This is a genomic window from Aeromonas sp. PS2Canimalfood6, assembly GCF_048276795.1.
Lineage (GTDB): Bacteria > Pseudomonadota > Gammaproteobacteria > Enterobacterales > Aeromonadaceae > Aeromonas > Aeromonas caviae.
Map to the genome: position 1 here is coordinate 143,464 of NZ_JBLUXC010000001.1, position 26,720 is coordinate 170,183.

At 61.0% G+C, this 26,720-nt stretch carries 23 protein-coding genes and 1 tRNA gene; 13 read left to right on the forward strand and 11 right to left on the reverse strand.

What is annotated here, in order from left to right:
• Positions 1-37: 37 nt before the first annotated feature.
• The 4 genes from ACNPAA_RS00645 to ACNPAA_RS00660 all read right to left on the reverse strand — a co-directional run bounded on the left by ACNPAA_RS00645 (position 38) and on the right by ACNPAA_RS00660 (position 2,966).
• Positions 38-529 carry an arginine repressor gene (locus ACNPAA_RS00645; protein ID WP_039039633.1) on the reverse strand — a complete coding sequence of 164 codons (492 nt, stop codon included), beginning with the start codon at positions 527-529 and terminating at the stop codon, positions 38-40.
• Between the two features lie 218 nt (positions 530-747).
• Positions 748-1,212, reverse strand: coding sequence for an aspartate carbamoyltransferase regulatory subunit (gene pyrI / locus ACNPAA_RS00650; RefSeq protein ID WP_010676006.1), 465 nt, complete (start codon positions 1,210-1,212; stop codon positions 748-750).
• A 16-nt stretch (positions 1,213-1,228) separates the two neighbouring features.
• Positions 1,229-2,149 (reverse strand): aspartate carbamoyltransferase, encoded by a 921-nt coding sequence (gene pyrB, locus ACNPAA_RS00655; RefSeq protein ID WP_010676005.1) that lies wholly within the window; start codon positions 2,147-2,149, stop codon positions 1,229-1,231.
• A gap of 232 nt (positions 2,150-2,381) precedes the next feature.
• Positions 2,382-2,966, reverse strand: coding sequence for a hypothetical protein (locus ACNPAA_RS00660; RefSeq protein WP_201872886.1), 585 nt, complete (start codon positions 2,964-2,966; stop codon positions 2,382-2,384).
• 202 nt (positions 2,967-3,168) lie between these two features.
• Here ACNPAA_RS00660 and ACNPAA_RS00665 point away from each other — a divergent pair.
• Positions 3,169-3,245, forward strand: a tRNA-Trp gene (locus ACNPAA_RS00665).
• 209 nt (positions 3,246-3,454) lie between these two features.
• Positions 3,455-4,825 (forward strand): phosphatidylserine decarboxylase family protein, encoded by a 1,371-nt coding sequence (locus ACNPAA_RS00670; protein WP_201872887.1) that lies wholly within the window; start codon positions 3,455-3,457, stop codon positions 4,823-4,825.
• Positions 4,826-5,166: 341 nt separating this feature from the next.
• On the opposite strand, the gene ACNPAA_RS00675 is transcribed toward ACNPAA_RS00670, so the two are convergent.
• Together ACNPAA_RS00675 and ACNPAA_RS00680 are read right to left on the reverse strand one after the other, a co-directional pair.
• Positions 5,167-5,673: a hypothetical protein gene (locus tag ACNPAA_RS00675; RefSeq protein ID WP_201872888.1), complete on the reverse strand. Its 507-nt coding sequence runs from the start codon at positions 5,671-5,673 to the stop codon at positions 5,167-5,169.
• A 4-nt stretch (positions 5,674-5,677) separates the two neighbouring features.
• The gene (locus ACNPAA_RS00680; RefSeq protein ID WP_201872889.1) at positions 5,678-6,934 is read right to left on the reverse strand and encodes an AAA family ATPase; all 1,257 of its coding nucleotides are present in this window, start codon (positions 6,932-6,934) and stop codon (positions 5,678-5,680) included.
• Between the two features lie 368 nt (positions 6,935-7,302).
• On the opposite strand from ACNPAA_RS00680, the gene ACNPAA_RS00685 reads away from it, so the two are divergent.
• Positions 7,303-9,192: a methyl-accepting chemotaxis protein gene (locus tag ACNPAA_RS00685; RefSeq protein ID WP_201872890.1), complete on the forward strand. Its 1,890-nt coding sequence runs from the start codon at positions 7,303-7,305 to the stop codon at positions 9,190-9,192.
• 128 nt (positions 9,193-9,320) lie between these two features.
• On the opposite strand, the gene ACNPAA_RS00690 is transcribed toward ACNPAA_RS00685, so the two are convergent.
• From ACNPAA_RS00690 to ACNPAA_RS00700, 3 genes are read right to left on the reverse strand one after another with little or no spacing between them, the layout of a single operon-like run.
• On the reverse strand, positions 9,321-9,764 hold the full coding sequence (locus ACNPAA_RS00690) for a GNAT family N-acetyltransferase (protein ID WP_069652370.1): 444 nt from the start codon (positions 9,762-9,764) through the stop codon (positions 9,321-9,323).
• A complete protein-coding gene (locus ACNPAA_RS00695) occupies positions 9,761-10,282 on the reverse strand; it encodes a lipocalin family protein (protein WP_041211937.1) in 522 nt (173 codons plus the stop codon). Before ACNPAA_RS00695 ends, ACNPAA_RS00690 begins: the two co-directional genes overlap by 4 nt.
• Position 10,283: 1 nt before the next feature.
• Positions 10,284-11,207, reverse strand: coding sequence for an AraC family transcriptional regulator (locus ACNPAA_RS00700; protein WP_010675998.1), 924 nt, complete (start codon positions 11,205-11,207; stop codon positions 10,284-10,286).
• Positions 11,208-11,325: 118 nt separating this feature from the next.
• On the opposite strand from ACNPAA_RS00700, the gene yqhD reads away from it, so the two are divergent.
• The 5 genes from yqhD (at position 11,326) to ACNPAA_RS00725 (ending at position 18,353) form a co-directional block, all read left to right on the forward strand.
• Complete coding sequence (yqhD, locus tag ACNPAA_RS00705) at positions 11,326-12,486, forward strand: alcohol dehydrogenase (protein ID WP_201872891.1); 1,161 nt, start codon at positions 11,326-11,328, stop codon at positions 12,484-12,486.
• Positions 12,487-12,992: 506 nt separating this feature from the next.
• Entirely contained in the window at positions 12,993-14,519 is a 1,527-nt protein-coding gene (locus tag ACNPAA_RS00710) for a Re/Si-specific NAD(P)(+) transhydrogenase subunit alpha (RefSeq protein WP_025202523.1), read from the forward strand.
• Positions 14,520-14,531: 12 nt separating this feature from the next.
• Positions 14,532-16,016 carry a Re/Si-specific NAD(P)(+) transhydrogenase subunit beta gene (pntB, locus tag ACNPAA_RS00715; protein ID WP_010675995.1) on the forward strand — a complete coding sequence of 495 codons (1,485 nt, stop codon included), beginning with the start codon at positions 14,532-14,534 and terminating at the stop codon, positions 16,014-16,016.
• Positions 16,017-16,347: 331 nt separating this feature from the next.
• Positions 16,348-17,019 carry a helix-turn-helix transcriptional regulator gene (locus ACNPAA_RS00720; protein ID WP_043153940.1) on the forward strand — a complete coding sequence of 224 codons (672 nt, stop codon included), beginning with the start codon at positions 16,348-16,350 and terminating at the stop codon, positions 17,017-17,019.
• A 26-nt stretch (positions 17,020-17,045) separates the two neighbouring features.
• Positions 17,046-18,353: a serine dehydratase subunit alpha family protein gene (locus ACNPAA_RS00725; RefSeq protein WP_199767377.1), complete on the forward strand. Its 1,308-nt coding sequence runs from the start codon at positions 17,046-17,048 to the stop codon at positions 18,351-18,353.
• 72 nt (positions 18,354-18,425) lie between these two features.
• Here the strand turns inward: ACNPAA_RS00725 and ACNPAA_RS00730 are convergent, their stop codons facing one another.
• Complete coding sequence (locus ACNPAA_RS00730) at positions 18,426-19,181, reverse strand: outer membrane protein assembly factor BamD (RefSeq protein WP_199767275.1); 756 nt, start codon at positions 19,179-19,181, stop codon at positions 18,426-18,428.
• A gap of 116 nt (positions 19,182-19,297) precedes the next feature.
• Here ACNPAA_RS00730 and rluD point away from each other — a divergent pair, with 116 nt between their 5' ends.
• The 4 genes from rluD to ACNPAA_RS00750 all read left to right on the forward strand — a co-directional run bounded on the left by rluD (position 19,298) and on the right by ACNPAA_RS00750 (position 24,844).
• Complete coding sequence (rluD, locus tag ACNPAA_RS00735) at positions 19,298-20,278, forward strand: 23S rRNA pseudouridine(1911/1915/1917) synthase RluD (protein WP_010675991.1); 981 nt, start codon at positions 19,298-19,300, stop codon at positions 20,276-20,278.
• Between the two features lie 119 nt (positions 20,279-20,397).
• The gene (gene pgeF, locus ACNPAA_RS00740) at positions 20,398-21,135 is read left to right on the forward strand and encodes a peptidoglycan editing factor PgeF (protein WP_323907183.1); all 738 of its coding nucleotides are present in this window, start codon (positions 20,398-20,400) and stop codon (positions 21,133-21,135) included.
• A 250-nt stretch (positions 21,136-21,385) separates the two neighbouring features.
• Positions 21,386-23,959, forward strand: a complete 2,574-nt coding sequence (gene clpB, locus ACNPAA_RS00745) for an ATP-dependent chaperone ClpB (protein ID WP_041211934.1) — start codon at positions 21,386-21,388, stop codon at positions 23,957-23,959.
• Between the two features lie 60 nt (positions 23,960-24,019).
• Positions 24,020-24,844 carry an MBL fold metallo-hydrolase gene (locus ACNPAA_RS00750; protein ID WP_043153935.1) on the forward strand — a complete coding sequence of 275 codons (825 nt, stop codon included), beginning with the start codon at positions 24,020-24,022 and terminating at the stop codon, positions 24,842-24,844.
• A gap of 227 nt (positions 24,845-25,071) precedes the next feature.
• Here ACNPAA_RS00750 and asnA read toward each other — a convergent pair whose 3' ends face one another.
• On the reverse strand, positions 25,072-26,064 hold the full coding sequence (gene asnA, locus ACNPAA_RS00755; RefSeq protein WP_043153933.1) for an aspartate--ammonia ligase: 993 nt from the start codon (positions 26,062-26,064) through the stop codon (positions 25,072-25,074).
• 154 nt (positions 26,065-26,218) lie between these two features.
• On the opposite strand from asnA, the gene asnC reads away from it, so the two are divergent.
• Positions 26,219-26,680, forward strand: a complete 462-nt coding sequence (gene asnC, locus ACNPAA_RS00760) for a transcriptional regulator AsnC (RefSeq protein WP_010675986.1) — start codon at positions 26,219-26,221, stop codon at positions 26,678-26,680.
• The last annotated feature ends 40 nt before the right edge of the window (positions 26,681-26,720 follow it).

Below are 26,720 nucleotides of genomic sequence, written 5' to 3' on the forward strand. Positions count from 1 at the left end.
GGCGACCCCGGGGTCGCCTTCTGGCATCCAGCAGGGGTCAGCGGGCGTTTTCCAGGGTGCGCACCACGGCGGCGTGAGCCTGGCGGGTTCGGCTGATGTGGCGCGGGGCGATCAGTACCACGTCGTTGCCGGCCACGGCCCCCAGGATCTCGGGATTGGCGTTGCGATCCAGCAGGCGAGCCACCACGGTAGCGGCCCCCGGGGTGGTATGCACCAGCACCATCTGCTGGTTGTGGACCACGGCGCGCACCATGTCGTGGATGGAGCGGGTGCTGCCGGCGGGCTCCAGCTGCTCGTCCACCAGGGTGTAGACCTTCTTGCCGTTGGCGTTCTGGGCCTTGGCGACCCCGAGACGGCGCAGCAGGCGGGAGATGGTGGACTGGCTGATGTCCGCAAAACCGCGGGCGGAGAGCTCGCGGCGGATCTCCTCCTGGGTGCTGTAGCAGTGCTGGCCGATGATCTGGCGGCAGGCGTCGAGCTGGGCCAGGTCGGACTCTGGTTCTGCTGGGCGGCTGAGGGTGTTGACCATGGCGACTTCCTTTGGCGATGAGCGATGGCGGTCTCGCCCAGTCTGTCGTTCCGGCTTTTCATAGCGAAAAACACTAATGAGGAGCACTCAAGCAGGGGATGAGCGAGGTATATCCATTACGGGATGGCAAATTATAACCAAAGGGGGAATAAGTGATGTGACAGGGTTCAAAAATGGGCCCGATGGGGCCCACATGGATATCTTTTGTCGGCAGGAAATCAGTAGCGTTCGCTGACGATGTCCTGGGTGAAGGACTTCTCGCAGTATTTGCACTTCATCCGCACCGCCCCTTTCACCTCGCGCACCCGGAAGTAGCTTTCCACCGGTTCGTTGTGGGAAATGCAGTTGGAGTTGGGGCAGTGGAAGACCCCTTCGATGAACTCCGGCAGCGCCAGCTGGTGCTTCTTCACCACCACGAAGTCTTCGATGATGTTGACGGTCGCCTTGGGGGCGAACAGGGCGAGCTGGTTGGCCTGCTGCTCGGTCAGACGGGTGTTCTCGATCTTGATGAGATCCTTCTTGCCGAGGGCGCCGGATTTGAGGTTGAAGCCGACGGTGATCCGCTCCTGGGTCTCGATCAGCTGGAACAGCTTGAGGATCTTGATGCCCTGGCCGGCGGGGACGTGGTCGATGACGGAGCCGTGACGGATGGCTTCGACTTGCAGTTGGTTCTTCTCGGACATGATGTTCCCCTTTCCCTTAGACGGTTTCGTTCAGTACCAGTGCCAGCAGTGCCTGGCGGGCATAGACCCCGTTCTCCGCCTGCTGGAAGTAGTAGGCGTGGGGGGTCTTGTCGACGGCGACCTCGATCTCGTCAACCCGGGGCAGGGGATGGAGGATCTTCATGGTGGGCTTGGCCCCTTCCAGGGTCGCCAGCTCCAGCACGAACTTGGCGGCCATGTGCTTGTACTCGGTCTCGTCGAAGCGCTCCTTCTGGACGCGGGTCATGTAGAGGATGTCGAGCTCCGGCATCACCTCTTCCATGGTCTCGTGCACGCTGAAGCGGATGCCCTTCTCTTCCAGCTCCTCGCAGAGGTAGTCCGGCATGGCCAGGGCCTCAGGGGAGATGAAGAAGAAGCGGCAGTTGAACAGGCTCAGGGCCTGGGCCAGGGAGTGGACGGTGCGGCCGTACTTCAGGTCACCGACGAAGGCGACGTTGAGGCCGTCCAGCTTGCCTTGGGTCTCGTGGATGGAGAAAAGGTCGAGCAGGGTCTGGGTGGGATGCTGGTTGGAGCCGTCACCGCCGTTGATGACCGGCACCCGGGAGAACTCGGAGGCCAGACGGGCTGCCCCTTCCTTCGGGTGGCGCATCACCACCGCATCGGTGTAGGAGCTGATGATCTTGATGGAGTCTGCCAGAGTCTCGCCCTTCTTGGCGCTGGTGTTGCCGCCGTCGGCGAAGCCGATGATGTTGCCGCCCAGGCGCTGGACCGCGGTCTCGAAGGAGAGACGGGTGCGGGTGGAGGCTTCGAAGAAGCAACTGGCGACCAGCTTGTCTTTCAGCAGGCGGCTGTCGGGTTCGGCCTTCAACCGCTGTGCGGTGGCGACCACCAGTTCCATGTCGGACCGGGTCAGATCCGAGATGGAGATGACGTGTTTGTTATAGAGTGGATTGGTCATCGTCTGCATTCCCTTTGGCATCAATGAAGGTTTTTCCGGCACAAAAAAAAGCCCCTGAAACAGGGGCTCTTTTCAAAAAAAACGGGGGATCTGTGGGACGGGAACCGGAAACAACGGGGCCGCTCTGGTGCGCTCCACCCGTCTGCAAGGCTGCTTTTTTCATCAAAAACGGCATTGTCCTGTCCCGACCTTTTTCAAAACCGCACCGATTATAGGGCTGGTTTTTGAATTGTCAAAAATTTATTTCAGAGGCAGGATTTGCCCAGAAAAACGTTTGAGTGTCGCGAACGGGTCGACAAATCCAGAGTGCGTGCTGCGCCTGCAAGGGGGCGCCATCGGCGGCCATGCTGCGCAGGTAGCCGAGCCTGTGGTGCCCCTCCAGCAGGCAGTAGGGATGGGGCAGGGGGTGACCGTCCGGGTAGCAGGTGCCCGGGGCGGTGGCGAGGACGATGACAGGCTCGGACCAGGTGCCCCGGTGCAGCATGTCATCGCCGAGCCAGGAGCGGCGCACGTAGCGGTTGCTGCGCAGCATCTCGCCCCAGCGATCGATCACCTCCATGTGGCGGGAGTCTATCTGCTCGATAATCTGCGCGGTGGGCCAGTGCTCGCACTCGAACTGGTGGCTGGCGAGATCGATAAAGCTCCAGTTGGATTCAAAACCGCGCCAATGACGGTAAATCCACTGGGCGAGCACATTGGAGGGAATGGAGGGCACCAGGGGAGAGACTCTGTCCAGATAGTCGGCCAGGGTCTCCGTCTTGCGCTCATCCCGGAAGTTGAGGGGCGCAAGCTGTTGCAGCAGTCGGTAATTGAGCATGGGCAGCCTCCCTGAGCCTGGTTTCACCCTACCCCCATTTGTGTCCCATTCCTACCCCGTCGGGGCTGCAAATACAGCAGCTTACCCCCGCTCCTTGTTGGAATTGCGGGGATCTGCTCGTCATTTGTTCGATCGCATCGAAAGTGAGAAAAAAAGCCTTTACCTTTGACCTCCGCTTTGTATACTACGCCTCGTTTGTTGCAGGGGCGTAGTTCCAATTGGTAGAACAGCGGTCTCCAAAACCGATGGTTGCGGGTTCGAGTCCTGCCGCCCCTGCCATTTTTCAGAAAGGCCAGCTCATTGAGCTGGCCTTTCGCATTTCCGGCGTTTGCCATCGCCTCCGTTAGCCTCTTTTTCCCCGCTTCGCCGCTGCCATTTCTGTCAATGGAGGCCGCTCTCCCCCTGTGCTACACCTTGCTTCCTGCCAGATGGCGCCTTCAGGCGCATCGCATCCGGCGGGCCCAAGGCGCTTCAACAAGGAGAGAGCGATGAACAAGGCAGTGGATACGCGTCACCCCCATGCCCATGCCGGTGGCTGGGTCCCCCGGGATCAGGCCCATGTGGCGCGCTGGGTACAGCGGCTGCGTCAGGCGGTCACCCGCCAGCCTCGCCCGCTGGTGGCCCCGATCGCCGGATTGAAGGCGCTGGTGGAGCAGGATCCTCTCCTGCATCAGCAGGCCCAGGGGATGTTTGACGAGGCGTGGCAGCACGAGCACAGCACGCCGCTCGGTCAGGTCCAGGTGCGCAGCTTCGATGAGTTCCTGCAGCTGCTCAACGGCATCATGACCACGGCCCCGGAAGCCTATCAGGATGTGCAGACCCAGGAGCCCGCCGGGCTGATCGGATTCCCCATCAATGCCCTGCTCAACTGGCCCATGGCGACGGCCGCCGGGTATGACTTCTTTGCCAATGCGCTGGTGAACCAGCAACTGCGCAAGATCCTCGGTTACTGGGCCGACTTCCTGCAAAGTTCCGCGTCCCGTTATGTGCTGACGGAGTCGGTGAGCCCCCTGGATCGCCAGACCCTGATCGTCCCCTGGCTCGGGGAGGTGGCGAAACGGGAGATGGTCAAGGTGGCGCAGGGGGCGCTCGGGGCCGGCGACAACCCCACCCCAGAGCGCTTCGAGGGGATCTTCCACACCGCGCCGGGAGAGGAATACGAGGGCTTCGCCAGCTGGGACGACTTCTTCACCCGCCGCTTCTGCCCCGGCGTGCGGCCGGTGACGGCCCCGGACGATGACAGCGTGATCGCTAACGCCTGCGAGTCGGCCCCGCTGCAGGTGGTGACCGGGGTACGGCGGCAGGACGCGTTCTGGCTCAAGGGGCAGCCCTATTCCCTGGACAACCTGCTGGACTTCGACCCGCGCGCCGCCGCGTTCGAGGGGGGCACCCTCTATCAGGCCTTCCTCAGCGCCCTCAGCTATCACCGCTGGCACAGCCCGGTGAGCGGCACGGTGCGCTCGGTCAAGGTGGTCAACGGCAGCTACTACCTGGCCAACCGCCACCAGGGTTTTGACAGCCCGGCGGGGCCCGACCCCAGCGCCCCGAACCAGTCCCAACCCTTCCTCACCGCGGTGGCGACCCGGGCACTCATCTTCATCGAGGCGGACAACCCCAGGATCGGCCTGATGTGCGTGGTGCCGGTGGGCATGGCGGAGGTGTCGAGCTGCGAGGTGACGGTGCAGCCGGGGCAGCGGATCGCGAAGGGGGAGCAGCTCGGCATGTTCCACTTCGGCGGCTCCACTCACTGCCTGCTGTTTCGCCCCGGGGTCGAGCTGGCGTTCGACTTTTACGGCCAGCAGCCGGGGCTGGAGGCGACCAACCTGAGGATCAACACGGCGCTGGCGCGAGTCGAATAGAACGATGAAAAAGGCCTCAATCACGCAGATTGGTGGCCTTTAAATTTAATAATTTTTGGAGTCTATTCATTATCCACAATTGGGGCCTTTAGTTTTCTGACGTTCTATTTCATTTTGGGACTAAAGTTATTGAGACAAACTTGGACTGACACCTGAATCACTACAACACTCAGCGTCCATATCAGGAAAGAATGATGGAAGGACAGAACCCATTGAAGGATGTTTAGAAAGGGACTGTAATTTCTTCCGAAGAAAATACGTTCTCAAATAACTCATACCTGACATCAGTCGGAGGCCGATGTCAGGTGATAACTAAATCTTTACAAGTAGATGTTAATTGTTCATATGAAAGCTTTACCGCTCATGACTTCCTGAACAGACTGAACTACTTTATTGTTTTGAGATATAATATTTACTAGCTCTTCAGTAATGAACTTCTCATACGTAACCCTTTCAGAAAGGGCTCCAAATTTCTCTCTTTCAAATGATGCCTTACATTCTTTACTCGTGAGAGGGACTCTTCTCCCTAGAATATTTAAGAGAAGCCCCTCAATACAAGGGGTAGCACCAATAAGTATAACCCCTATGTCCTTTGCTTCTCTTACTAAAGGTGCAGGCCAAGGTAAGTCGGTATCAAGGAGTATTGCGCAGTGATCATATCCAACGCAACGCCATGTTTGAATCGCATCATTAATGACATTATGTGGACCTTTACCTCCAGCGGACTTTATCGTTATAGCGTGGCTTCCATTCGCGAAAAATGGGCGCATATGTAAAAGAAAGTTTTTTTCAGCAAGTCCTTCACCAACAAAAAGAACAGTTTTCCTTATCTGTTTTTTCTTTTTCATATGCTTAGCCTATTGTCGGAACGCCACCGATTGCACCTGTAATATATTTTACATATAAATTATCTTGGCTTCTTAAACCCTCAATATCATCAAGTCGCCATACTTCAGAGGTAGAATTTGCTTTCTCAACAATAAAGCAATGATGTCTTTTCAGGTGTTTCAGCACCTCTGGCGTGTGAGTGGATATTATGAGTTGTGCATTGTTTTTATTTGTTTCCTTGTTTTTAAATATATCTATTATATCAATGAGTAAATGTGGGTGTAGATCGTTGTCTAGCTCATCTAGTATGGCGACACTGCCAAACATCAGAATTGATACTAAGCTAAACAGGGTGCAATAGGCCGCTTTTGTGCCACTTGATTCATGTATAAATGGAAGGATGAATCTCTTACCATTGTGTTCATGTACACCATAAGGAAGAAGTTTTTTTTCTTCATTGCCATCTTTATCTATGAATGTTTTTTCAACGACAGAAATATCCACTAAACCCATATCAAACGATTTAATTATCTTAAATGCACTTTCCTTTATTTCTGGGTTCTTCTCATATTCCTCTGCAATAAGTATTAGTTTTTTATCAATATCTTCATTGTATCGACCAGAAACGACTAAATTTGATTCGAAGTTAAAGAAGTAAATGAAGACAATGCTGCATATTGACGGTTTTATCTCAGTTGGAGATATAGTGTCATCAAGTCTTGATAAAAAGGAAATTATTGAAGAGTTGTGAGGGGTTTTAGATGCCAATAGTTCAGTAACGTCAGGCATGAATTTACTGAGAGTGACATCATATTTATTTTTTGCTTTATCAAATTCTCTATAAAAAACTCGTGAATACAGTCTTGACGTTTTAAGCTTTAATTCTTCTTTATAGACTCTATTTTGGTCTAATTCTACAAAATATTTACACTCAATAGCATCTGACTTGCCGTCATCAGTAAAATGTGGGATGCAAAACTCGACTTCAATTGTTGTTGGTTCATCAGGATTCGTCTCATAAGAGACTACAGGTATCTTGCCATCCTGTTTTATATCTTGAAAAGATGAAGTCATGAACCAGCTGAGAAATGCAAGGGGTTTCATCAGGTTTGATTTACCTGAACCATTTGCACCTAATATCGCAGATACCTTAGATATTTTTGTTCTTTCATCAATTTGAAAATCAAATGATGAAGTAGAAGACTTCATTCCAGATGTAAAGTCTACATATGTATCATCTAAGAATGAATGAAAATTCCTAAACCGATACCATTTAATCATGACTGTCTCCCAACAGTTTTAAGATTACTACCGATAATTATCTAACAAATCGACATTAACAAGGCTTTTGGACAAAAAAATGTCTAAAACAGACTACTGAGTGGTTTTTTGCCCTTTCTAAGGGGGCTTTTCACTAGTTTTCCTAGGATCTGGTTGTGTAATGATTTAGCCTACTGATTCGGACTCTAATGAGTTTTGTTTTTTGTATGAACTGATTTTCATGTCCTTTAACACGTCTTAACCATACATTCTGTTGTTGATAAAGAAGAAATTAACAGGATTCACTAAAGTCCAGTGGTACTGCCGCCGATATCACCTACCAAGATGGGGGTATTCCCGGCCCCCGGCTACCACAAGGATTCGTTGTCATGACTCTCTCGTTGCGCGGCAAGCTGCTCGCGGCCAGCCTGGGGGTAGTGCTGCTGATGGCAGCCCTGCTCGGTATTGTCGCCTTCCACACCCTCAAATCCCGCACCCTTGACGCCATCCAGAGCGAGGCGGTCAACTACGGCCACGCCCACTCGGTGGCCATCGGCAACTGGCTTGAGGATCGCAAGCACGCGGTCGACGCCCTGGCCGCTGTCATTGCGCGCGACCCCGACACGGCCCTGGTGCCCCACCTGTTGCAGACCCGCACCTCCGGCGGTTTCGGCCTCACCTATTTTGGTTCGGCGCAGGGGGAGATGACCCGCCACGATCCCGCCCTCAACACCGCCAACTATGACCCCAGGGCCCGCCCCTGGTACCAGAACGCCGACAAGGCGGGCAAGCTCATCGTCACGCCGCCCTATGTCAGCGTGACCATGCAGCAGATGGTGGTGACCCTGGCCGAGCCGGTGAGCCACCAGGGCCGGGTGATCGGGGTGGCCGGGGCGGATCTCTCCCTCGACGCCCTCATCGACGAGGTGCTGGCCATGAAGGTGCAGGGAGAGGGCTACGCCATGCTGCTCGACCGCACCGGCCTCATCGTCGGCCACCCGAACAAGGAGCTGGCGCTCAAGCAGGTGGCGGAGCTGGATCCCGGCCTCACCGGGGCGGCGCTGGATGCGTGGAGCCGCGACGGCGAGCTGCACGGCGCCAACCTGAACGGGCGCGAGGTGCTGCTCTCGGTGCAGGGTGTGCCCGGCACCGACTGGCTGCTCGCCATGGTGATGTACAAGGACGTGCTGGAGGCGCCGCTCGCCTCCCTGCTGTGGCAACTGGTGGGGCTGACCCTGGTGCTGCTGCTGGTGTTCGGTGCCCTGCTCATCGCCATGTTCAACTACCTGTTCGCGGATCTGGGACGGGTTTCCAGGGCGCTCGCCGACATCGCCCACGGGGAGGGGGATCTCACGGTGCAGATCGCCACCCGCAGCCAGGATGAGGTGGGGCAGCTGGCCCAGAACTTCAACCAGTTCGTGGCGCGACTGCACGGCATCGTCAGCCGGTTGCGGGACGCCACCGTCGAGCTGGCGGCCCAGTCCCGCACCCAGGCGGCGGGGGCCGAGGCCCGCAGCCAGCGGGTGCGCCAGCAGCAGGACGAGATCGTCATGGTGGCGACTGCGGTGACCGAGATGGCCTCCGCCACCCAGGAGATCGCCGGCAACGCCGAGTTTGCCGCCAACACCGCCGGCGATGCGGTGCGCCTCGCGGTGGCCGGCCAGTCCCAGGTCGGCCAGAGCCAGCGCAGCATCACGGGGCTGGCGGGGGAGGTCTCCGACGCCAGCCAGACCATCCATGAGCTGGATGGCCACGCCCAGCAGATCAGCGGCATTCTGGCCACCATCAGCGGCATCGCCGAGCAGACCAACCTGCTGGCCCTGAACGCCGCCATCGAGGCGGCCCGGGCCGGGGAGCAGGGGCGCGGCTTTGCCGTGGTGGCGGATGAGGTGCGGGTGCTGTCGCGCCGCACCCACGACTCCACCGCCGAGATCCAGCAGATGATCGAGGCGCTGCAGCAGACCACCCGCAAGGCGGTGGGCGGCATGGAGACCAGCCGCCAGCTGGCGGGCACCAGCGTGGAGGACGCCGAAGCGGCGAATCTCAGCCTGGGCAGGATCAACGAGGCCATCGGCGCCATCAGCGACATGGCGACCCAGATCGCGGCGGCGGCCGAGGAGCAGACCTCGGTGACCGGCGAGATCAGCCGCAACACCGAGAATATCCGCCACGTCTCCCAGGCGCTGGCGGCCCAGGCCGGCGAAGAGGCCGCCCAGGCGGCCCAGCTCAAGTCTCTCACCGAGCGGCTGGAGCAGGAGATCGGGCGCTTCCGGCTCTAGGCTGCGACCCGGATGTGACAAAGGCGACCCCGGGGTCGCCTTTATTCATTCTGTGTATGGATATTATTTCGCCATGCACCCGCTGAATAATGCCGGGTCCTGGCCCGGCAATCGGCCAGGCCAGGGGCTCAGAGGGGCTTGATGTAGCTGTAGAACTCGTTGTCCCGCTGGTAGCCGTGCCCTTCGTAGAGGGCCTGAGCCTGCCGGTTGTCGGTGGCGGTGCTCAGCATCAGGAAGGCGGCGCCCGTCTCCTGGCCGTGGCGATCGGCCCGCGCCAGCAGCGCCTGGGCCACCCCCTGCTGGCGGGCCGCCGGCGCCACGAACAGATCGTACAGCAGCCAGATGGGTTTCAGGGCGAGGGAGCAGAACAGGGGATAGAGGTGGGCAAATCCCAGCACCTCTCCCGCCTCGCTCTGGGCCACGAAGAGCACCGACTCCCCGGCGGTGCAGCGCTCCAGCAGGAAGGCTTCGGCGGCCTCGGGCCGGGCAGGCAGCCGGTAGAACGCCCGGTATTCCACGAACAGGGGGGTGACCAGGGGAATGTCCCCGGGGGTGGCCTGGAAGATCCTCATGGGGCGTTCCCCGCCGGATCCTGGCTGACCCAGATCAGCCGGTCGGTGGCAAAGCCGAGCCCCCGGGCCCGCTCGACCAGGGCCTCTACCTTCTCTTTGGGGGGATGGGGCGTGCGGGAGAGGATCCAGAGGTACTGGAGGTTGTAACTGCTCACCAGGGAGAGCTCATAGTCCGTCGCCAGCACGTTGTAGCTGCCGTAGAAGGGGCCGAAGAAGCTCACCTTGAGGCGCCCCTCGTCGCTGTCACCCACGAAGTAGGCGCGCCCCTCGGCCTCGCGCCACTCCCCCTGTTCGTCCTGCCCCCGGTTGATCACCCTGACACCGCCGTCATCCCGCAGGCTGTAGGTGGCGGTGACCCGGTTCAGGCCGCGCTCGAAACCGTGATCGAGGCGGGCCACCTCGTACCAGGTGCCCAGGTAGCGGTCGAGCTGGAAGGGCTTGACCACCTGGTGTCCCGGTGGAATGCCGGTGCAGGCGGTGGCCAGCAGGGTCAGAACGAGCAGGATCAGTGTGCGCATGTCATCCCTCCACGATACGCAGTTGTCCCGAGCGGAAGCGTGCCGCGTGTTCGCTCGGGGTGTTGCCAAAGAAGCGTTTGTATTCGCGGCTGAACTGGGAGCCGCTCTCGTAGCCTACCTTGTCCGCCGCCACCCCGGCCTTGAGGCCGTCGTGCAGCATCATCAGCCGCGCCCGGTGCAGGCGCAGGGTCTTGATGTACTGCAGGGGCGAGGTGGCGGTGGCCGCCTTGAAGTGGTGGTGGAAGGCCGAGACGCTCATGTTCGCCTCCCGGGCCAGCTCCTCCACCGTCAGGTTCTCGGTAAAGCGCTGCTCCATGATACGCAGCACCCGGGCTATCTGGCTCACCTGGCTGTGACGGCTGGCCATGGCCAGCAGGGCGGGGGCACCCCCTTCGTGCAGGGCGTGGAACAGGATCTCGCGCACGATCTGGGGCCCCAGCACCCGGGCGTGGAGCGGTTTGTCCATCACGTCGATGAGGCGCTCCACCGCGCAGAGCATGGTCTCGGAGAGGGGCACGGAGACGACGCCGCGACCCGGCTCCGCCGGGGCGGGGGCCGCGTCCCCCATCTCCAGCAGCAGGGCCTGCAGCGCCGCCACGTCGATCTCCACCGAGAGCCCCACCAGGGGGGATTCTGGGGAGGCGAAGCACTCGCACTCGCAGGGCAGCGGCAGGGTCATCATCAGGTAGTGCTCGGGGTCGTAGCGGAAGGTGAAGTCCGAGAGATAGCCCACCTTGTGCCCCTGCAGGATGATGATCATGCGCGGGCGGTAGAGCACCGGGATGCGGTCGTGATGCTCCGTGGTGTAGATGAGGTGCACGCCGGGCACGGGGGCGGCGGTGATCCCCGGGTGGGGTGCCAGGGCGGCGAGTCGGCTGGCGAGGGCGGACTGGTGGGTCGCCGCGATGGGCTGATTTGTACTCATTTATCCAGGCTCAGTAGAAATAGGCAAGAAATCGGCAGAAAGCTCCCTTGATGGTAGGGGGTTATAAGAGAAAAATGCAACCCATACCTTACCGACTACGACCACCCCGGGAGATCCCATGAACAACTTCATCCTGCACACCCCCACCAAGGTGCTGTTCGGCAAGGGCCAGGTGGCCCAGCTGCGCGGCCAGATCCCCAGCGACGCCCGCATCCTCGTCACCTACGGCGGTGGCAGCGTGGTGCGCAGCGGCCTGCTGGACCAGATCCGCAGCGAGCTGGCCGGCCTGACCCTGTTTGAATTTGGCGGCATCGAGCCGAACCCCACCTATGAAACCCTGATGGGCGCCGTCGAACTGGCCCGCGCCGAGAAGGTCGACTTCCTGCTGGCAGCGGGCGGCGGCTCCGTGCTGGACGGCTCCAAGTTCATCGCCGCGGCCGCTCACTACGATCCGGCCAGGGATCCCTGGCACATCCTCGAGACCGTCGGGGGCGAGGTGGCCTCCGCCATTCCTCTGGGCAGCGTGCTGACCCTGCCGGCCACCGGTTCCGAGATGAACATGGGCGCCGTCATCACCCGCAAGAGCACAGGGGACAAGCAGCACTTCTTCTCGCCCTTCGTGATGCCGCGCTTCGCCGTGCTCGACCCCGTGCTCACCTACACCCTGCCCGCCCGTCAGGTGGCCAATGGGGTGGTGGATGCCTTCATCCACACCCTGGAGCAGTACCTCACCTACCCGGTGGATGCCAAGGTGCAGGATCGCTTCGCAGAAGGGCTGCTGCTGACCCTGGCGGAAGAGGGGCCCAAGGCGCTGGTGGAGCCGGAAAACTACGACGTGCGTGCCAACATCATGTGGAGCGCCACCCTGGCGCTGAACGGCCTGATCGGAGCCGGCGTGCCCCAGGACTGGGCCACCCACATGCTGGGCCACGAGATCACCGCCCTGCACGGTCTGGACCACGCCCAGACCCTGGCGGTGGTGCTGCCCGCCCTGCTGCAGGCCAAGCGCGAGCAGAAGCGCGCCAAGCTGCTGCAATACGCCGAGCGGGTCTGGGATCTGCGCAGCGGCAGTGACGAGGCGCGTATCGACGGTGCCATCGCCGCCACCCGCGACTTCTTCGAGCGGATGGGGATCAAGACCCGGCTGCGGGATTACGTGGCCGACGCCCGGATAGACGCCCTGCTGGCCAAGCTCGAAGAGCACGGCATGACCGCCCTGGGTGAGCACGGCGACATCGACCTGGCCCAGAGCCGGCATATTTATGAGGCGGCCTGGTAAGCAGAGCGCGCCTGAACCGGGCCGCAGGCCCGGTTGCACCAGGGGGCCCGAACCCGCCAGCAGGCGGGGACGCGGCCCCCTGATCGTTGCAAAATGGTTACTTTTTCCCTTTTCATCTCATCAGATGAGCCAACGGCAGATTTCGTAAGAACAAAAAACGCTAAGGTAGAGGCCGGGTTAAACATTTTTTTTGACTGGTTGGATCACTTTTTTTAGCGCTTTTTGCTGGTATAAGCCCCTAATTTGGTTTGTTTTTTTTAATCACGGTCCGGGATGGGCTGAATTCTGTACCCGCCCGCCCGGGGCCGTGGTTGTAATAAAACTCCAAAATTTGATACTAATCACCCTCGCGCCTGAAAAGCGGGGGCCTGACCGTGACAGGAGGTCGAGGTGAAGCCTGCTGATTTTCATAACAAAGGGCCCGTGACCTGCACTTTGATCATGCCTTGTCCCCTCAGACATGAGAGACTTGGCGATGATTGTTTATTAACCATCAGGGAATAGTCATGCAGATTGGAATACCGAGAGAGAGTCTCGCCGGTGAGACCCGGGTCGCAGCGACCCCGGCCACTGTCGAGCAGCTGAAAAAGCTCGGCTTCGAGGTTGCCATCGAGGCCGGTGCCGGCCTGCGAGCCAGCTTCGATGATGCCGCCTTCGAGGCTGCCGGTGCCAGCGTGGTACCGAACGTCTGGCAAGCCGACCTTGTCTTCAAGGTCAACGCGCCGACCGAGGCCGAAATCGCACAAATTAAGGATGGTGCCACCCTGGTGAGCTTCATCTGGCCCGCCCAGAACCCCGAGCTGGTCAAGAAGCTTTCCGAGCGCAACATCAATGTGATGGCGATGGACATGGTGCCGCGGATCTCCCGTGCCCAGTCCCTCGACGCCCTCTCTTCCATGGCCAACATCGGTGGCTATCGCGCCGTCGTGGAAGCCGCGCACCAGTTCGGTCGCTTCTTCACCGGCCAGATCACCGCCGCCGGTAAAGTACCGCCCGCCAAGGTGCTGGTCATCGGTGCCGGTGTGGCCGGTCTGGCCGCCATCGGGACCGCCGGTTCCCTCGGTGCCATCGTGCGTGCCTTCGATACCCGTCTGGAAGTGGCCGAGCAGATCGAGTCCATGGGTGGGGAATTCCTCAAGCTGGACTTCGGCGGCGAAGATGGCGCTTCCAGCGACGGTTACGCCAAGGTGATGAGCGAAGAGTTCATCAAGGCCGAGATGGCGCTGTTCGCCCAGCAGGCCAAGGAAGTGGACATCATCATCACTACCGCCCTGATCCCGGGCAAGCCGGCACCCAAGCTCATCACCAAGGAAATGGTGGACAGCATGAAGCCGGGCTCCGTCATCGTGGACATGGCGGCCCAGGCCGGCGGCAACTGTGAATACACGGTACCGGGTGAACTGCATGTCACCGACAACGGCGTCAAGGTGATCGGTTACACCGATCTGCCGGGCCGCCTGCCTGCCCAATCCTCCCAGCTCTACGGCACCAACCTGGTGAACCTGATGAAGCTGATGTGCAAGGAAAAGGACGGCAACGTCGCCATCGACTTCGAAGACGTGGTGCAGCGCAACATGACGGTGGTCCAGGCCGGTGAAGTGACCTTCCCGCCCCCCGCCATCTCCGTCTCTGCCGCCCCGCAGAAACCGGCTGCCGCCAAACCGGCCGCCAAGAAGGAAGAGGCCAAGCCCTCCAACAAGAAGTTCGTGTTCGGTGCCCTCGGCATCGCCGCCTTCGGTTGGGTGGCCGCTGTGGCGCCTGCCGCCTTCCTCTCCCACTTCACCGTCTTCATCCTGGCCTGCGTGGTCGGTTACTACGTGGTGTGGAACGTCTCTCACGCCCTGCACACGCCGCTGATGTCGGTCACCAATGCCATCTCCGGCATCATCGTGGTCGGTGCGCTGTTGCAGATTGGACAAGGGTCGACCCTGGTCACCGTGCTGGCCTTTGTCGCCGTGCTGATTGCCAGTATCAACATCTTCGGTGGCTTCACCGTCACTCAGCGCATGCTGAAGATGTTCCGTAAGGATTAAGGGGGGTTTAACGTGTCTCAAGGACTGGTAACAGCATCCTATATCGTTGCCGCCGTGCTCTTCATCCTCAGTCTCGCGGGACTGTCGAAGCAAGAAACGGCCAAGCATGGCAACCTGTTCGGTATCGCGGGGATGGCCATCGCCCTGCTCGCCACCGTCTTCAACCCGGAAACCAGTGGCGTCCACTGGATCATCCTGGCCATGGCCATCGGTGGCGCCATCGGCGTGCGTCTGGCCCTCAAGGTCGAGATGACCGAGATGCCCGAGCTGGTGGCCGTGCTGCACAGCTTCGTGGGCATGGCAGCGGTGCTGGTGGGCTTCAACAGCTTCATCGATCTGCACCCCTCCGCCCCCGCTGAAGTGGTGGTCTCCGTCGGTTCCAACCTGGATGCGACCCTGGCAGCCGCCCGGGCGGCGTTCGAGCAGGCGGCAAGCGTCGCCCAGGTCGAGCACCTCTCCGGCGCCATGCTGAACATCCACCTGGTGGAAGTGTTCCTGGGCGTCTTCATCGGTGCCGTGACCTTCACCGGTTCCGTGGTGGCGTTCGGCAAGCTGCGTGGCCTCATCTCTTCCAAGCCGCTGATGCTGCCGCACCGCCACAAGCTGAACCTGCTGGCCGTGGTGGTCTCCATCGCGCTGATGATCCACTTCGTCAACGCCGGTGGCTCCACCTTCGCCCTGCTGGTGATGACCCTGATCGCCTTCGCCTTCGGCTGGCACCTGGTCGCCTCCATCGGCGGTGCGGACATGCCGGTGGTGGTCTCCATGCTGAACTCCTACTCCGGTTGGGCGGCGGCGGCGGCGGGCTTCATGCTTTCCAATGACCTGCTGATCGTCACCGGTGCCCTGGTGGGTTCCTCCGGTGCCATCCTCTCCTACATCATGTGCAAGGCGATGAACCGCTCCTTCATCTCCGTGATCGCCGGTGGCTTCGGCTCCGACGGCGTGGCCTCCACCGCCGAGCAGGAGCTGGGCGAATACCGCGAGACCAACGCCGAAGACGTGGCCGACATGCTGAAAAACGCCAGCTCCGTCATCATCACCCCGGGCTACGGCATGGCGGTGGCGCAGGCCCAGTACCCGGTGGCCGAGATCACCCAGAAGCTGCGTGATCGCGGCGTCAAGGTGCGCTTCGGCATCCACCCGGTGGCCGGTCGTCTGCCTGGTCACATGAACGTGCTGCTGGCGGAAGCGAAAGTTCCCTATGACATCGTGCTGGAAATGGACGAGATCAACGATGACTTCGCCGACACCGACGTGGTGCTGGTGATCGGTGCCAACGACACCGTCAACCCGGCCGCCATGGAAGATCCGGGCAGCCCCATCGCCGGCATGCCGGTGCTGGAAGTGTGGAAGGCGCAGAACGTCATCGGCTTCAAGCGCTCCATGAACACTGGCTACGCCGGTGTCCAGAACCCGCTGTTCTTCAAGGAGAACACCCAGATGCTGTTTGGCGATGCCAAGGCCAGCGTCGAGGCCATCCTGAAGGCGCTGTAAGCGTTGACCGGATGAGACAAAAAGGGGGCTTCGGCCCCCTTTTTTTATGACCAGAGTGGATGACCGTGGCAGGGAACAGACAGGCTGTGGTGCCTGCCTGCCTGTCCGGACTGACTGACGAGCCCTGGCTCAATTAAAGTTGAGCAAAAGCACCAAAAAACCACCTTAAAGGCCTCTCATGGGGCCTTTTTGTCATTTCAGTCGTGATTTTGCTCACATTTTGTGGTGTTGTCTCACCAGTCGGGCATAATGCCCGCGCAAAAAGCGGATTTGCTCAATTTTATTTGAGTCCGCTGTGAATATCCTTACCCAACGTTGACCGGATGACCCCATGACCGAGGTAGCTCCCTTGCGCGACGCCAGCACACTGACCGATGAAGAGCGCCATCTGATCGCCAGCTTCGAGCCTGCGGTGGCGGCGCTGTCCGCCCTGTTTGGCCCGGGCTGCGAGGTGGTGCTGCACGCCTTTGACAGTCTGCACGCCTCCGTCATCAAGATTGCCAACGGCCACATCACCGGCCGCCAGGAGGGAGCGCCGGTCACCGATTTTGCGCTCGACAAGTTGCACAGTGCTGCCGGCAGCCAGTGGAGCAGCTATTTTTCCCGCACCCGGGAGGGCTCCCTGCTGAAGTCCTCGTCCATCACCATCAGCAACCGCGAGGGCAAACCCATCGGCATGCTGTGCGTGAATTTCAGCCTGGACACGCCCCTTGGCAGCCTGCTCGACACCTTTGCCCCGCCCGCAGTGCCCCCTGCCCACGGCACCGAGACCTTCGCCAGCTCGGTGGATGATCTGGTGGCGCAGGTGATCGCCAAGGTGGACAGGGATCCCGGGCTGGGCAGCAACGTGCGCAACAAGGCGATCGTGCACCGGCTCTACGACATGGGGATCTTCGAGATCAAGGATGCCGCCCAACTGGTGGCCGAACTGCTCGGCATCTCCCGCCATACCGTTTACCTGCATATCCGCAATCACAAGGCGGAACTGGCCGAACAACAATGACGAGCCCGCACGTGGGCGTCATGAACATGAGACATATCGCAATGAACGCACAATGGACCGACTTTATTACCCTGCTCAAGCGTGAAGTGGTGCCGGCCCTCGGCTGCACCGAGCCCATGTCGGTCGCCCTGGCGGCGGCCAACTGCCGCAAGCTGCTGGGGCAGGTACCGACTCGCACCCGCGTCTGGGTCAGCGGCAATCTGTTCAAGAACGGCATGGGGGTCGGCGTGCCCGGCACCGGCATGATCGGCCTGCCGGTGGCCGCCGCAGTGGGCATCACCGGTGGCAACCCGGGTGCCGGGCTGGAGGTGCTCAAGAGCCTCACACCGGATCAGGTCGAGGCGGCCAAGGGGCTGCTGCCCACCATAGAGGTGGATGTGAAGGATGTGCCCGACGTGCTCTACGCCGAGGTGCTGGCCGAAGTGGAGGGGCACAGCGCCCGGGTGGTGATCTGTACCGACCACACCCGCATCGTGCTGATGGAGAAGGATGGCGAGGTGCTGATGGTGCAGGACAGCGCCCCCGGGGTGCAGATCCAGCCAGCCAAGGCCGACAAGCCCGCCATGACCCTGAAGGAGATCGTGGCCTTCGCCCTGGAGGTGCCGCTGGCCGAGATCGACTTCATCCGCGAGGCGGCCACCATGAACCAGGCGCTGGCGGACGAAGGGCTGCAGGGCTATGGCCTGCGCATCGGCAAGATCCTCACCGACCAGGTGGAACGCAAGCTGCTTTCCGACGATCTGATGACCCTGGCCATGCGCCTGTCGTCTGCCGCCTCCGATGCGCGGATGGATGGCGCCATGCTGCCCGCCATGTCCAACTCCGGTTCCGGCAACCAGGGCATTGCCGCCACCATGCCGGTGGTCGCCGCCGCCCGCTTCCTCAAGGCCGATGACGAGCAGCTGGCCCGTGCCCTGGTGATGAGCCACCTGGTTGCCATCTACATCAAGGCCTACCAGAACAAGCTCTCCGCCCTGTGTGCCGCCAGTACCGCCGCCATGGGATCGGGGGCCGCCATCACCTGGCTGCTGGGGGGCCAGTTCGAGCAGATCAGCCACTGCATCAACAACATGATTGGGGATGTTTCCGGCATCATCTGCGACGGCGCCGGCAGCGCCTGCTCTATGAAGGTCTCCACCTCCACCTCGGCGGCGGTGAAATCCTCGCTGATGGCCATCAACAACCTGCGTGTGCCCCAGAGCGAAGGCATCGTCTCGGACGACGTGGACCAGACCATCGCCAACCTGGGCCGCCTCTCCAGGGAGGGGATGCTGGATACCGACATCGAGATCATCAACATCATGCGGGCCAAGCAGCAGGGTAAGCACCAGTGACCCCGGAGTGCCGCCGTCGGCCATAAAAAAACCGAAGCCAGTGGCTCCGGTTTTTCATTGTCCGTTCGCTACTCAGCCGCGACCGAGACGGTTGTCCGGGTAGTTTTTGGCCAGCACTTCTCGGGCATGCTGGGCCAGGGTCGGCATCTTCAGGGTGTCATAGGCGTTGACCATGATCTCCAGCGCCTTCTCGGTTTCCATCGTGTCGGGATAGGTCTCGACGATCAGCTTGGCGCGGTTGGCGGCGGCGATCAGGGCGTCACGCTTGACGTAGTACTCGGCTACCCCCAGGTCATAGCGGGCAAGACGGTTCTTCAGGCCGATCATGCGGGCACGGGCATCGGCTGCATAGCTGCTGTTGGGGTAGTTCTGCAGCAGGGTCTTGAAGTCCTGGAAGGCCTGACGGGCGTAGGAGGGGTCCTTGTCATCCCGATTGATGCCGAGGAAATCCTGGAAGAAGTTGTAATCCGCCGCCATGTTGGTCAGGCCGCGCATATAGAAGACGTAATCGATGTTCTTGTGCGCCGGGTTCAGGCGGATAAAACGGTCGATGTTGGCGATCGCCTGGGCGGTATCATCCTGCTTGTAGTAGGCATAGATGAGATCGAGCTGAACCTGGTTGGAGTAGGCACCGAACGGGTAACGAGAGTCCAGCGCTTCCAGCAGTTCAATGGCATTGAGGTAGTTGCCGGTATCCAGTTTGATGCGGGCTTTATGGTACAGAACTTCCGGCGGTTCGTCGGGAACCTTGGGTTTGGTGCTGGAACAGCCAGTGATCAGGGTAGCGACCAAGGCGAGCGACATCAGCAGGTGAGACTTCTTTCCCATCAACAACATCCGGTCCATTTCCACGAAATTGGCAAAGTATCCGTTATGCTTGGCTAAAAGAAAAGCTAGAATACCCGGATTATTTCGAATTGATACCCCCGCTCAAGAGACCATACATGAGCCAGCATATTGAACTGACAGGCGAATTTCAGGATCACCAATTCGGGCAACGACTCGACCAGGCCCTGGCCGAATTGTTTCCCGACTACTCCCGGACCCGCATCAAGGAGTGGATTTTACAGGACAGAGTGACCCTGGACGGTCAGGTTGCCAATACCCCGCGCGAGAAAGTGGTGGCCGGGCAGCAGGTACATGTGAATGTGGAACTGGCAGACGACACCCGCTGGGATGCCCAGAACATCGAGCTGAACATCGTTTATGAAGATGAACACATCCTGGTGATCGACAAGCCAGCCGGCCTGGTGGTTCACCCGGGCGCCGGTACGCCGGACGGCACCGTGCTCAACGCCCTGCTGCACCGCTACCCCGGCATCGCCGAGGTCCCCCGCGCCGGTATCGTGCACCGTCTGGACAAAGACACCACGGGGTTGATGGTGGTGGCCAAGACCATTCCCGCCCAGACCCACCTGGTGGAAGCCCTGCAGGCACGCCAGATCACCCGTGAGTACGAGGCGATTGCCATCGGCCACATGACCGCCGGCGGCACCGTCGATGCCCCCATCGGTCGTCACCCGACCCAGCGTACCCACATGGCCGTAGTGCCCAACGGGCGCGAGTCCGTCACCCACTACCGGGTGCACGAGAAGTTCCGTGGTCACACCCGTCTGCGGTTGCGGCTGGAGACCGGCCGTACCCACCAGATCCGTGTCCACATGGCCCACATCAAGCATCCGCTGGTGGGGGATCCCGCCTACGGCGGTCGTCTGCGTCTGCTGCGCAACGCCACCCCCGAACTGACCGAGGCCCTGCGAGGTTTCCACCGTCAGGCGCTGCACGCCACCATGCTGAAGCTGGCGCACCCCATCACGGGTGAAGTGATGGAGTGGCACTCCCCCACGCCGCAGGACATGGTGGCGCTGATGGAAGTGCTGCGGGCGGATACCCTGGCCAATCCGGACGATCTGGTCTGGAACTGATCCCGAGGGCGGCCTTGCGACGATTCCTGCCGTAACCTGCCCTCCATGATCTGATGCGGGGCCCCTTGACTGGTTGCAGCCAAGGGGCCCCGTTTTCATATGAACGAAAGGAGCCACAGATGAACTGGATCGCACCCGACTGGCCCGCACCGGGCAATGTCAGGGCTCTCTCGACCACCCGGGACGGCGGCATCAGCGAAGGGGTCTTTGCCGGCCTGAACCTCGGGGCCCATGTGGGCGATGCACCGGCCAGGGTCGAGGCCAACCGCGCCCGACTGCAGCAGGTGGCGGGGATCCCCGGCACTCTCAACTGGCTCAACCAGGTACATGGCATCGCCGTCCATCCGGTGAGCGACCGTTATGAGCGCGTACCAGATGCCGATGCCGCCTGTGCGCATGAGACGGGGCAGGCCTGCATCGTGATGACTGCCGACTGCCTGCCGGTGCTGTTCTGCGATCGGGCAGGCACCGTAGTGGCGGCGGCCCATGCCGGTTGGCGCGGACTGCAGGGGGGCGTATTGGAGGCAAGCATCGCCGCCATGGGCTGCGAGCCTGGCGAGATCCTGGCCTGGCTGGGCCCGGCCATCGGTCCCGCTGCGTTCGAAGTGGGTGGCGAAGTGCGTGAGGCCTTCATGGCGGAGCAGGCGGAAGCGGCGGCTGCGTTCGTGCCATCCCTCAACGAAGGGAAATGGCTGGCGGATATCTACCAGCTGGCCCGACTGCGCCTCGCCCGCGCCGGCGTCACCGCCATCTATGGCGGCGAATACTGCACCTTCAGCGACAGCGAGCGCTTCTACTCCTATCGCCGCGACGGGCAGACGGGTCGCATGGCCTCCCTTGTGTGGCTGGAAAAATAGCCGAAGAGGCGCTCGCGAGTGGCCGCAAGCGCCTCTTCACTCCCTGGTGATGGCCCTTTGGCGGCCATGTCTTGCTGCCGAGCAGGCTCAGGGTGCAGGCTGCCATTGCGAGGTCGTTTTCCCTCGGTCACCGCTATTGAGGAAAAAATAAACAGCCACCCCTTGAAATTGCCCTTCAAGACCACATCTTCCTTGTCAGAAAGCGATGTTGTTGCCGCGCATGCGGCGTCTGTCTTGAAGGGGGAGTGCAATGCGCCTCGATCGCCTGACCAGCAAATTCCAGATTGCCATTTCCGATGCCCAGTCTCTTGCACTGGGTCGTGACCACCAATTCATCGAACCCGTCCATCTGATGAGCGCCTTGCTCAATCAGGACGGCGGATCCATTCGTCCGCTGCTCACCTTGACCGGGCTCGACATCAATACCCTGCGCTCGCGCCTCGGCGAGGAGCTGGATCGCCTGCCCCGCGTCAGCGGGGTGGAAGGGGACGTACAGCTCTCCAACGGCCTCGGCCGCCTGCTCAACGTCTGCGACAAGCTGGCCCAGCAGCGCAAGGATCAGTTCATCTCGTCCGAGCTGTTCGTGCTGGCGGCCCTGGACGAGAAGGGGACGCTGGGCGAGCTGCTGCGTGCCCAGGGGCTGACCAAGGAAAAACTCGAGGCAGCCATCGACAAGGTCCGTGGCGGCAAGAAGGTGGAGGATGCCAACGCCGAGGAGAATCGCCAGGCGCTGGAGAAGTACACCATCGATCTCACCGAGCGGGCAGAACTCGGCAAGCTCGACCCGGTGATCGGCCGGGATGACGAAATTCGCCGCACCATCCAGGTGCTGCAACGCCGCACCAAGAACAACCCGGTGCTGATCGGTGCCCCCGGCGTCGGCAAGACCGCCATCGTCGAGGGGCTGGCCCAGCGCATCATCAATGGCGAAGTGCCGGAAGGGCTCAAGAACAAGCGGGTGCTGTCGCTCGACATGGGGGCCCTGGTGGCCGGTGCCAAGTATCGCGGCGAGTTCGAGGAACGCCTCAAGGCGGTTCTGAACGATCTGGCCAAGGAAGAGGGCAGCGTCATCCTCTTCGTGGACGAGCTGCACACCATGGTCGGCGCCGGCAAGGGCGAGGGGGCCATGGACGCGGGCAACATGCTCAAGCCCGCCCTGGCCCGCGGCGAGCTGCACTGCGTCGGGGCCACCACCCTCGATGAGTACAGGCAGTACGTGGAGAAGGATGCCGCGCTGGAGCGCCGTTTCCAGAAGGTGCTGGTGGAGGAGCCCTCGGTGGAGGACACCATCGCCATCCTGCGTGGCCTGAAGGAGCGCTACGAGCTGCACCACCATGTGCAGATCACCGACCCCGCCATCGTCGCGGCGGCCCAGCTCTCCCACCGCTACATCGCGGATCGCCAGCTGCCTGACAAGGCCATCGACCTCATCGACGAGGCGGCGGCCAGCATCCGGCTCCAGATCGACTCCAAGCCGGAATCCCTGGACCGGCTCGAGCGGCGCATCATCCAGCTCAAGCTGGAGCAGCAGGCGCTGATGAAGGAGGACGATGACGCCAGCCGCAAGCGCCTCGATCTGCTCAATCAGGAGCTGACGGAAAAAGAGCGGGAATACAACGAGCTGGAAGAGGTGTGGAAGGCCGAGAAGGCTGCCCTCGCCGGGACTCAGCACATCAAGGCGGCGCTGGAGCAGGCCCGTCAGGATCTCGAGGTGGCGCGCCGCGCAGGGGACTTGGGCCGCATGTCCGAGTTGCAGTACGGCCGCATCCCCGAGCTGGAGAAACAGCTGGATCTCGCCACCCAGGCCGAGATGCAGGAGACCAGCCTGCTGCGCAACCGGGTCACCGACGTGGAGATCGCCGACGTCCTGGCCCGCTGGACCGGCATTCCGGTGGCCCGCATGCTGGAAGGGGAACGGGAGAAGTTGCTGCGGATGGAGGATCAGCTGCACAGCCGGGTGATCGGCCAGGAAGAGGCGGTGGACGCCGTCTCCAACGCCATTCGCCGCTCTCGTGCCGGGCTGTCCGACCCGAACCGCCCCATCGGCTCCTTCCTCTTCCTCGGCCCCACCGGGGTGGGCAAGACCGAGCTGTGTAAGGCGCTGGCGGAGTTCCTGTTCGATACCCAGGACGCCATGGTGCGGATCGACATGTCCGAGTTCATGGAGAAACACAGCGTGGCCCGTTTGGTGGGGGCGCCTCCGGGATACGTGGGTTACGAGGAAGGGGGGTATCTCACCGAGGCGGTGCGCCGTCGCCCCTACTCGGTGATCCTGCTGGACGAGGTGGAGAAGGCGCATCCCGATGTCTTCAACATCCTGTTGCAGGTGCTGGACGATGGCCGCCTGACCGACGGTCAGGGGCGTACCGTCGATTTTCGCAACACGGTCGTCATCATGACCTCCAACCTCGGGTCTGATCTCATCCAGGAGCACCACTCCGAGAAGGATTACGACGAGATGAAGACCATGCTGATGGAGGTGCTGACCCGCAGCTTCCGGCCGGAGTTCATCAACCGGATCGACGAGACCGTGGTGTTCCACCCGCTCGGAGAGGAGCACATCAAGTCCATCGCCCGCATCCAGCTCAAGAGCCTGATGAGCCGTCTGGAGTCCCAGGGCTTCGAGGTGGAGGTGAGCGAGGAGCTGCTGACCAAGCTGGTCCACGCCGGGTTCGATCCCGTCTACGGGGCGCGCCCCCTCAAGCGGGCGATCCAGCAGAAGGTGGAGAACCCGCTGGCCCAGGCCCTGCTCAGCGGTCGGGTCATCCCGGGCAAGACACTGCGGCTGGGGGCCGACAGCAACGGCCTCACCATGACCCAGTAATGGGATTGTCGATGAAAAACGCAGGCCTCGTGCCTGCGTTTTGTTTTCTGAGGGATTGAGATGCTGAAGTTTTCCGTGCTGGTGGATGACGACGTTCATCTGCCTGGCTGTCTGCCCGAGCGAGGGTTGGCGCTGCTGCTGGAGTGTGACGGCCTCAGGGTGCTGTTCGACAGCGGCCGTGGCCGGGCGTTGTGCCACAACGCCGCCGTGATGGGGATCGATCTCGCCTCTCTCACCCATGTGGTGCTCTCTCACGGTCATTATGACCATGTGGGCGGGGTCGGCTCGCTGCCCGCCTATCCAAGACCCATCCCGCTCATCGCCTGTCCGGACGTGTTCTGCGAGCGGGGCTACTTCCTGTCGCTGCCCTTCTGGCGGCGCAACCTCTATCGCCTGTCGGGGGCGCTGGCTCGGGAGTCGCTGCCGGCCAGAGGCTTGCTTCCCCACTGCTCGTCCGAGCCGGTGTGGCTCTCGGATCGTCTGGTGTTCCTCGGCAGCATTGTGCGGCGCGACCGGGCTGCGCCTTCGCTGCTCGGCTACATAGTGCGGGGTGGGCGGGTGGAGAAAGACCTCATCAGCGACGACTCGGCGCTGGCCTACAAGAGCGAGCAGGGGCTCATCGTCTTTATCGGCTGCGGTCACGCCGGGGTCGAGAACATCATCGAGTGGGCCAAGGAGGTGTGTGGCGACGAGCGGATCCACGCCGTCATCGGCGGCCTGCACCTGAAGTTTTCCGGCCCAGAGCGGGCGGTGGCGCTCGGAGCCTATCTGCAGGAAGAGGCGGTGGAGCGGTTGTTTGCCTGCCACTGCACCGGCAGCAGAAAGGCGGGGTTGCCGCGCCAGCACCAGATCGGGGCGGGTTTTGAGCACAGTTTTTCGGCGTAAAAAAACGGCAATCCGAAGATTGCCGGGAGGAATGTATTCGATGCGATCTGACGTGGGTTGAGCGGATCGCAGGGGCAAGCCCCAGGGTCGGCAGGCACAGTCAGCGACCATGCCCGCCTTACAGTCAGTCGGGATACGCTCTCCACCCCGGCTGACCAGCTTCGCTATCGCGTCTGTCCCGCGCCGTGTTGCCGCGATAGGAGGACAGATGCAATCAAATCAATTCGTTACAGCATGCCTGGGATGGCAGCCTTCATTTCAGATGGCCAGACGCCGACCTGGACCTGACCGATGTGCTCTTTTTGCAGCAGCAGCATGGCCAGACGGGATTGGCCGATGCCGCCGCCGATGGTTTGCGGCATCCGTGCTGCCAGCAGATCCTGATGCCAGTCGTACTGCAGGCGATCCTCGTCCCCGGTGATGGCGAGCTGGCGGCGCAGGGCCTCTGCGTCCACCCGGATCCCCATGGAGGAGATCTCGAAGCTGTCTTCCAGCACCGGGTTCCACACCAGGATGTCACCGTTCAGACCCGCCAGCCCCAGCTCGCTCTCGCTGCTCCAGTCGTCGTAGTCCGGGGCACGGACGTCGTGGCGTTCGCCGTGGGAGAGGGCGCCACCGATACCGATGAGGAAGACCGCTCCCAGCTCTTTGGCGATGGCGCGCTCGCGTCCCTTGGCATCGAGGTCCGGGTAGCGGGTCAGCAGCTCTTCACTGTGCAGGAACTGGATATCCGCCGGCAGGAAGGGGGTCAGGTCGTGTTCGGCACAGACCGCGCGCTCGGTGGCCTTGATGGCGGTCCAGATGCCGCGCACCGTCTCCTGTAGATAGGCCAGATCCCGGCGCTCGCCCGGCATCACCTTCTCCCAGTCCCACTGGTCGACGTAGACGGAGTGAATGGGGCTGAGACGATCCTCGTCCGGACGCAGTGCCTTCATGTGGGTGTAGATGCCTTCACCCGGGCCGAAACCGAAGCGACCCAGAGTCTGGCGCTTCCACTTGGCCAGGGAGTGGACCACTTCATAGCTGTGCTCCGGCAGGGTTTTCACCTTGACCTGCACTGCATGCTCGCAGCCGGAGAGGTTGTCCTGGGTGCCGTCACCGACCCGGCTCAGAATGGGGGCTTGTACCTCCATCAGGCCGAGTTGCAGTGCGAGTTGGCGGGAGAACATCTCTTTGACGAAGCTGATCTGCTGTTGGCTGCGGATGTAGTGCTGTTTCATGCTGAATTACCTGTCGTGAATCCGTTGAATGCGGTGATTCTTCAACAGAATGCCAACTAAATTCAATATTCGATAATTGAAATAGGCTTTGTGTGTTTTTTTCTTCAAAATAAGCCATCAATTAATGATGAATCATTAAAAGGAGCGCAAAAAAGTGTCAGAAAATTATCGGATCGATAATCTCGATCAGGCCATCCTCACCGCCCTGATGGAGAATGCGCGCCTGCCTTACGCCGAGCTGGCCAAACAACTGCTGGTGAGCCCGGGCACCATCCACGTGCGGGTAGAGAAGATGAAGCAGGCGGGCATCATCGAGGGAACGCGGGTGCAGGTGAACCCCAAGAAGCTGGGCTACGACGTCTGCTGCTTCATCGGGATCAACCTGAAGAGCGCCAAGGATTACCCGTCGGCCCTGGCCAAACTGCAGGCGCTGGACGAGGTGGTGGAGGCCTACTACACCACGGGCCACTACAGCATCTTCATGAAGGTGATGACCCGCTCCATCGACGAGTTGCAGACGGTACTGATCCACAAGATCCAGACCATCGACGAGATCCAGTCCACCGAGACGCTGATTTCGCTGCAAAACCCGATCCTGCGGGATGTGAAACCTTAAGGACTGAGGGACGCGGGAGACCCATTTCACAGGCGAAACC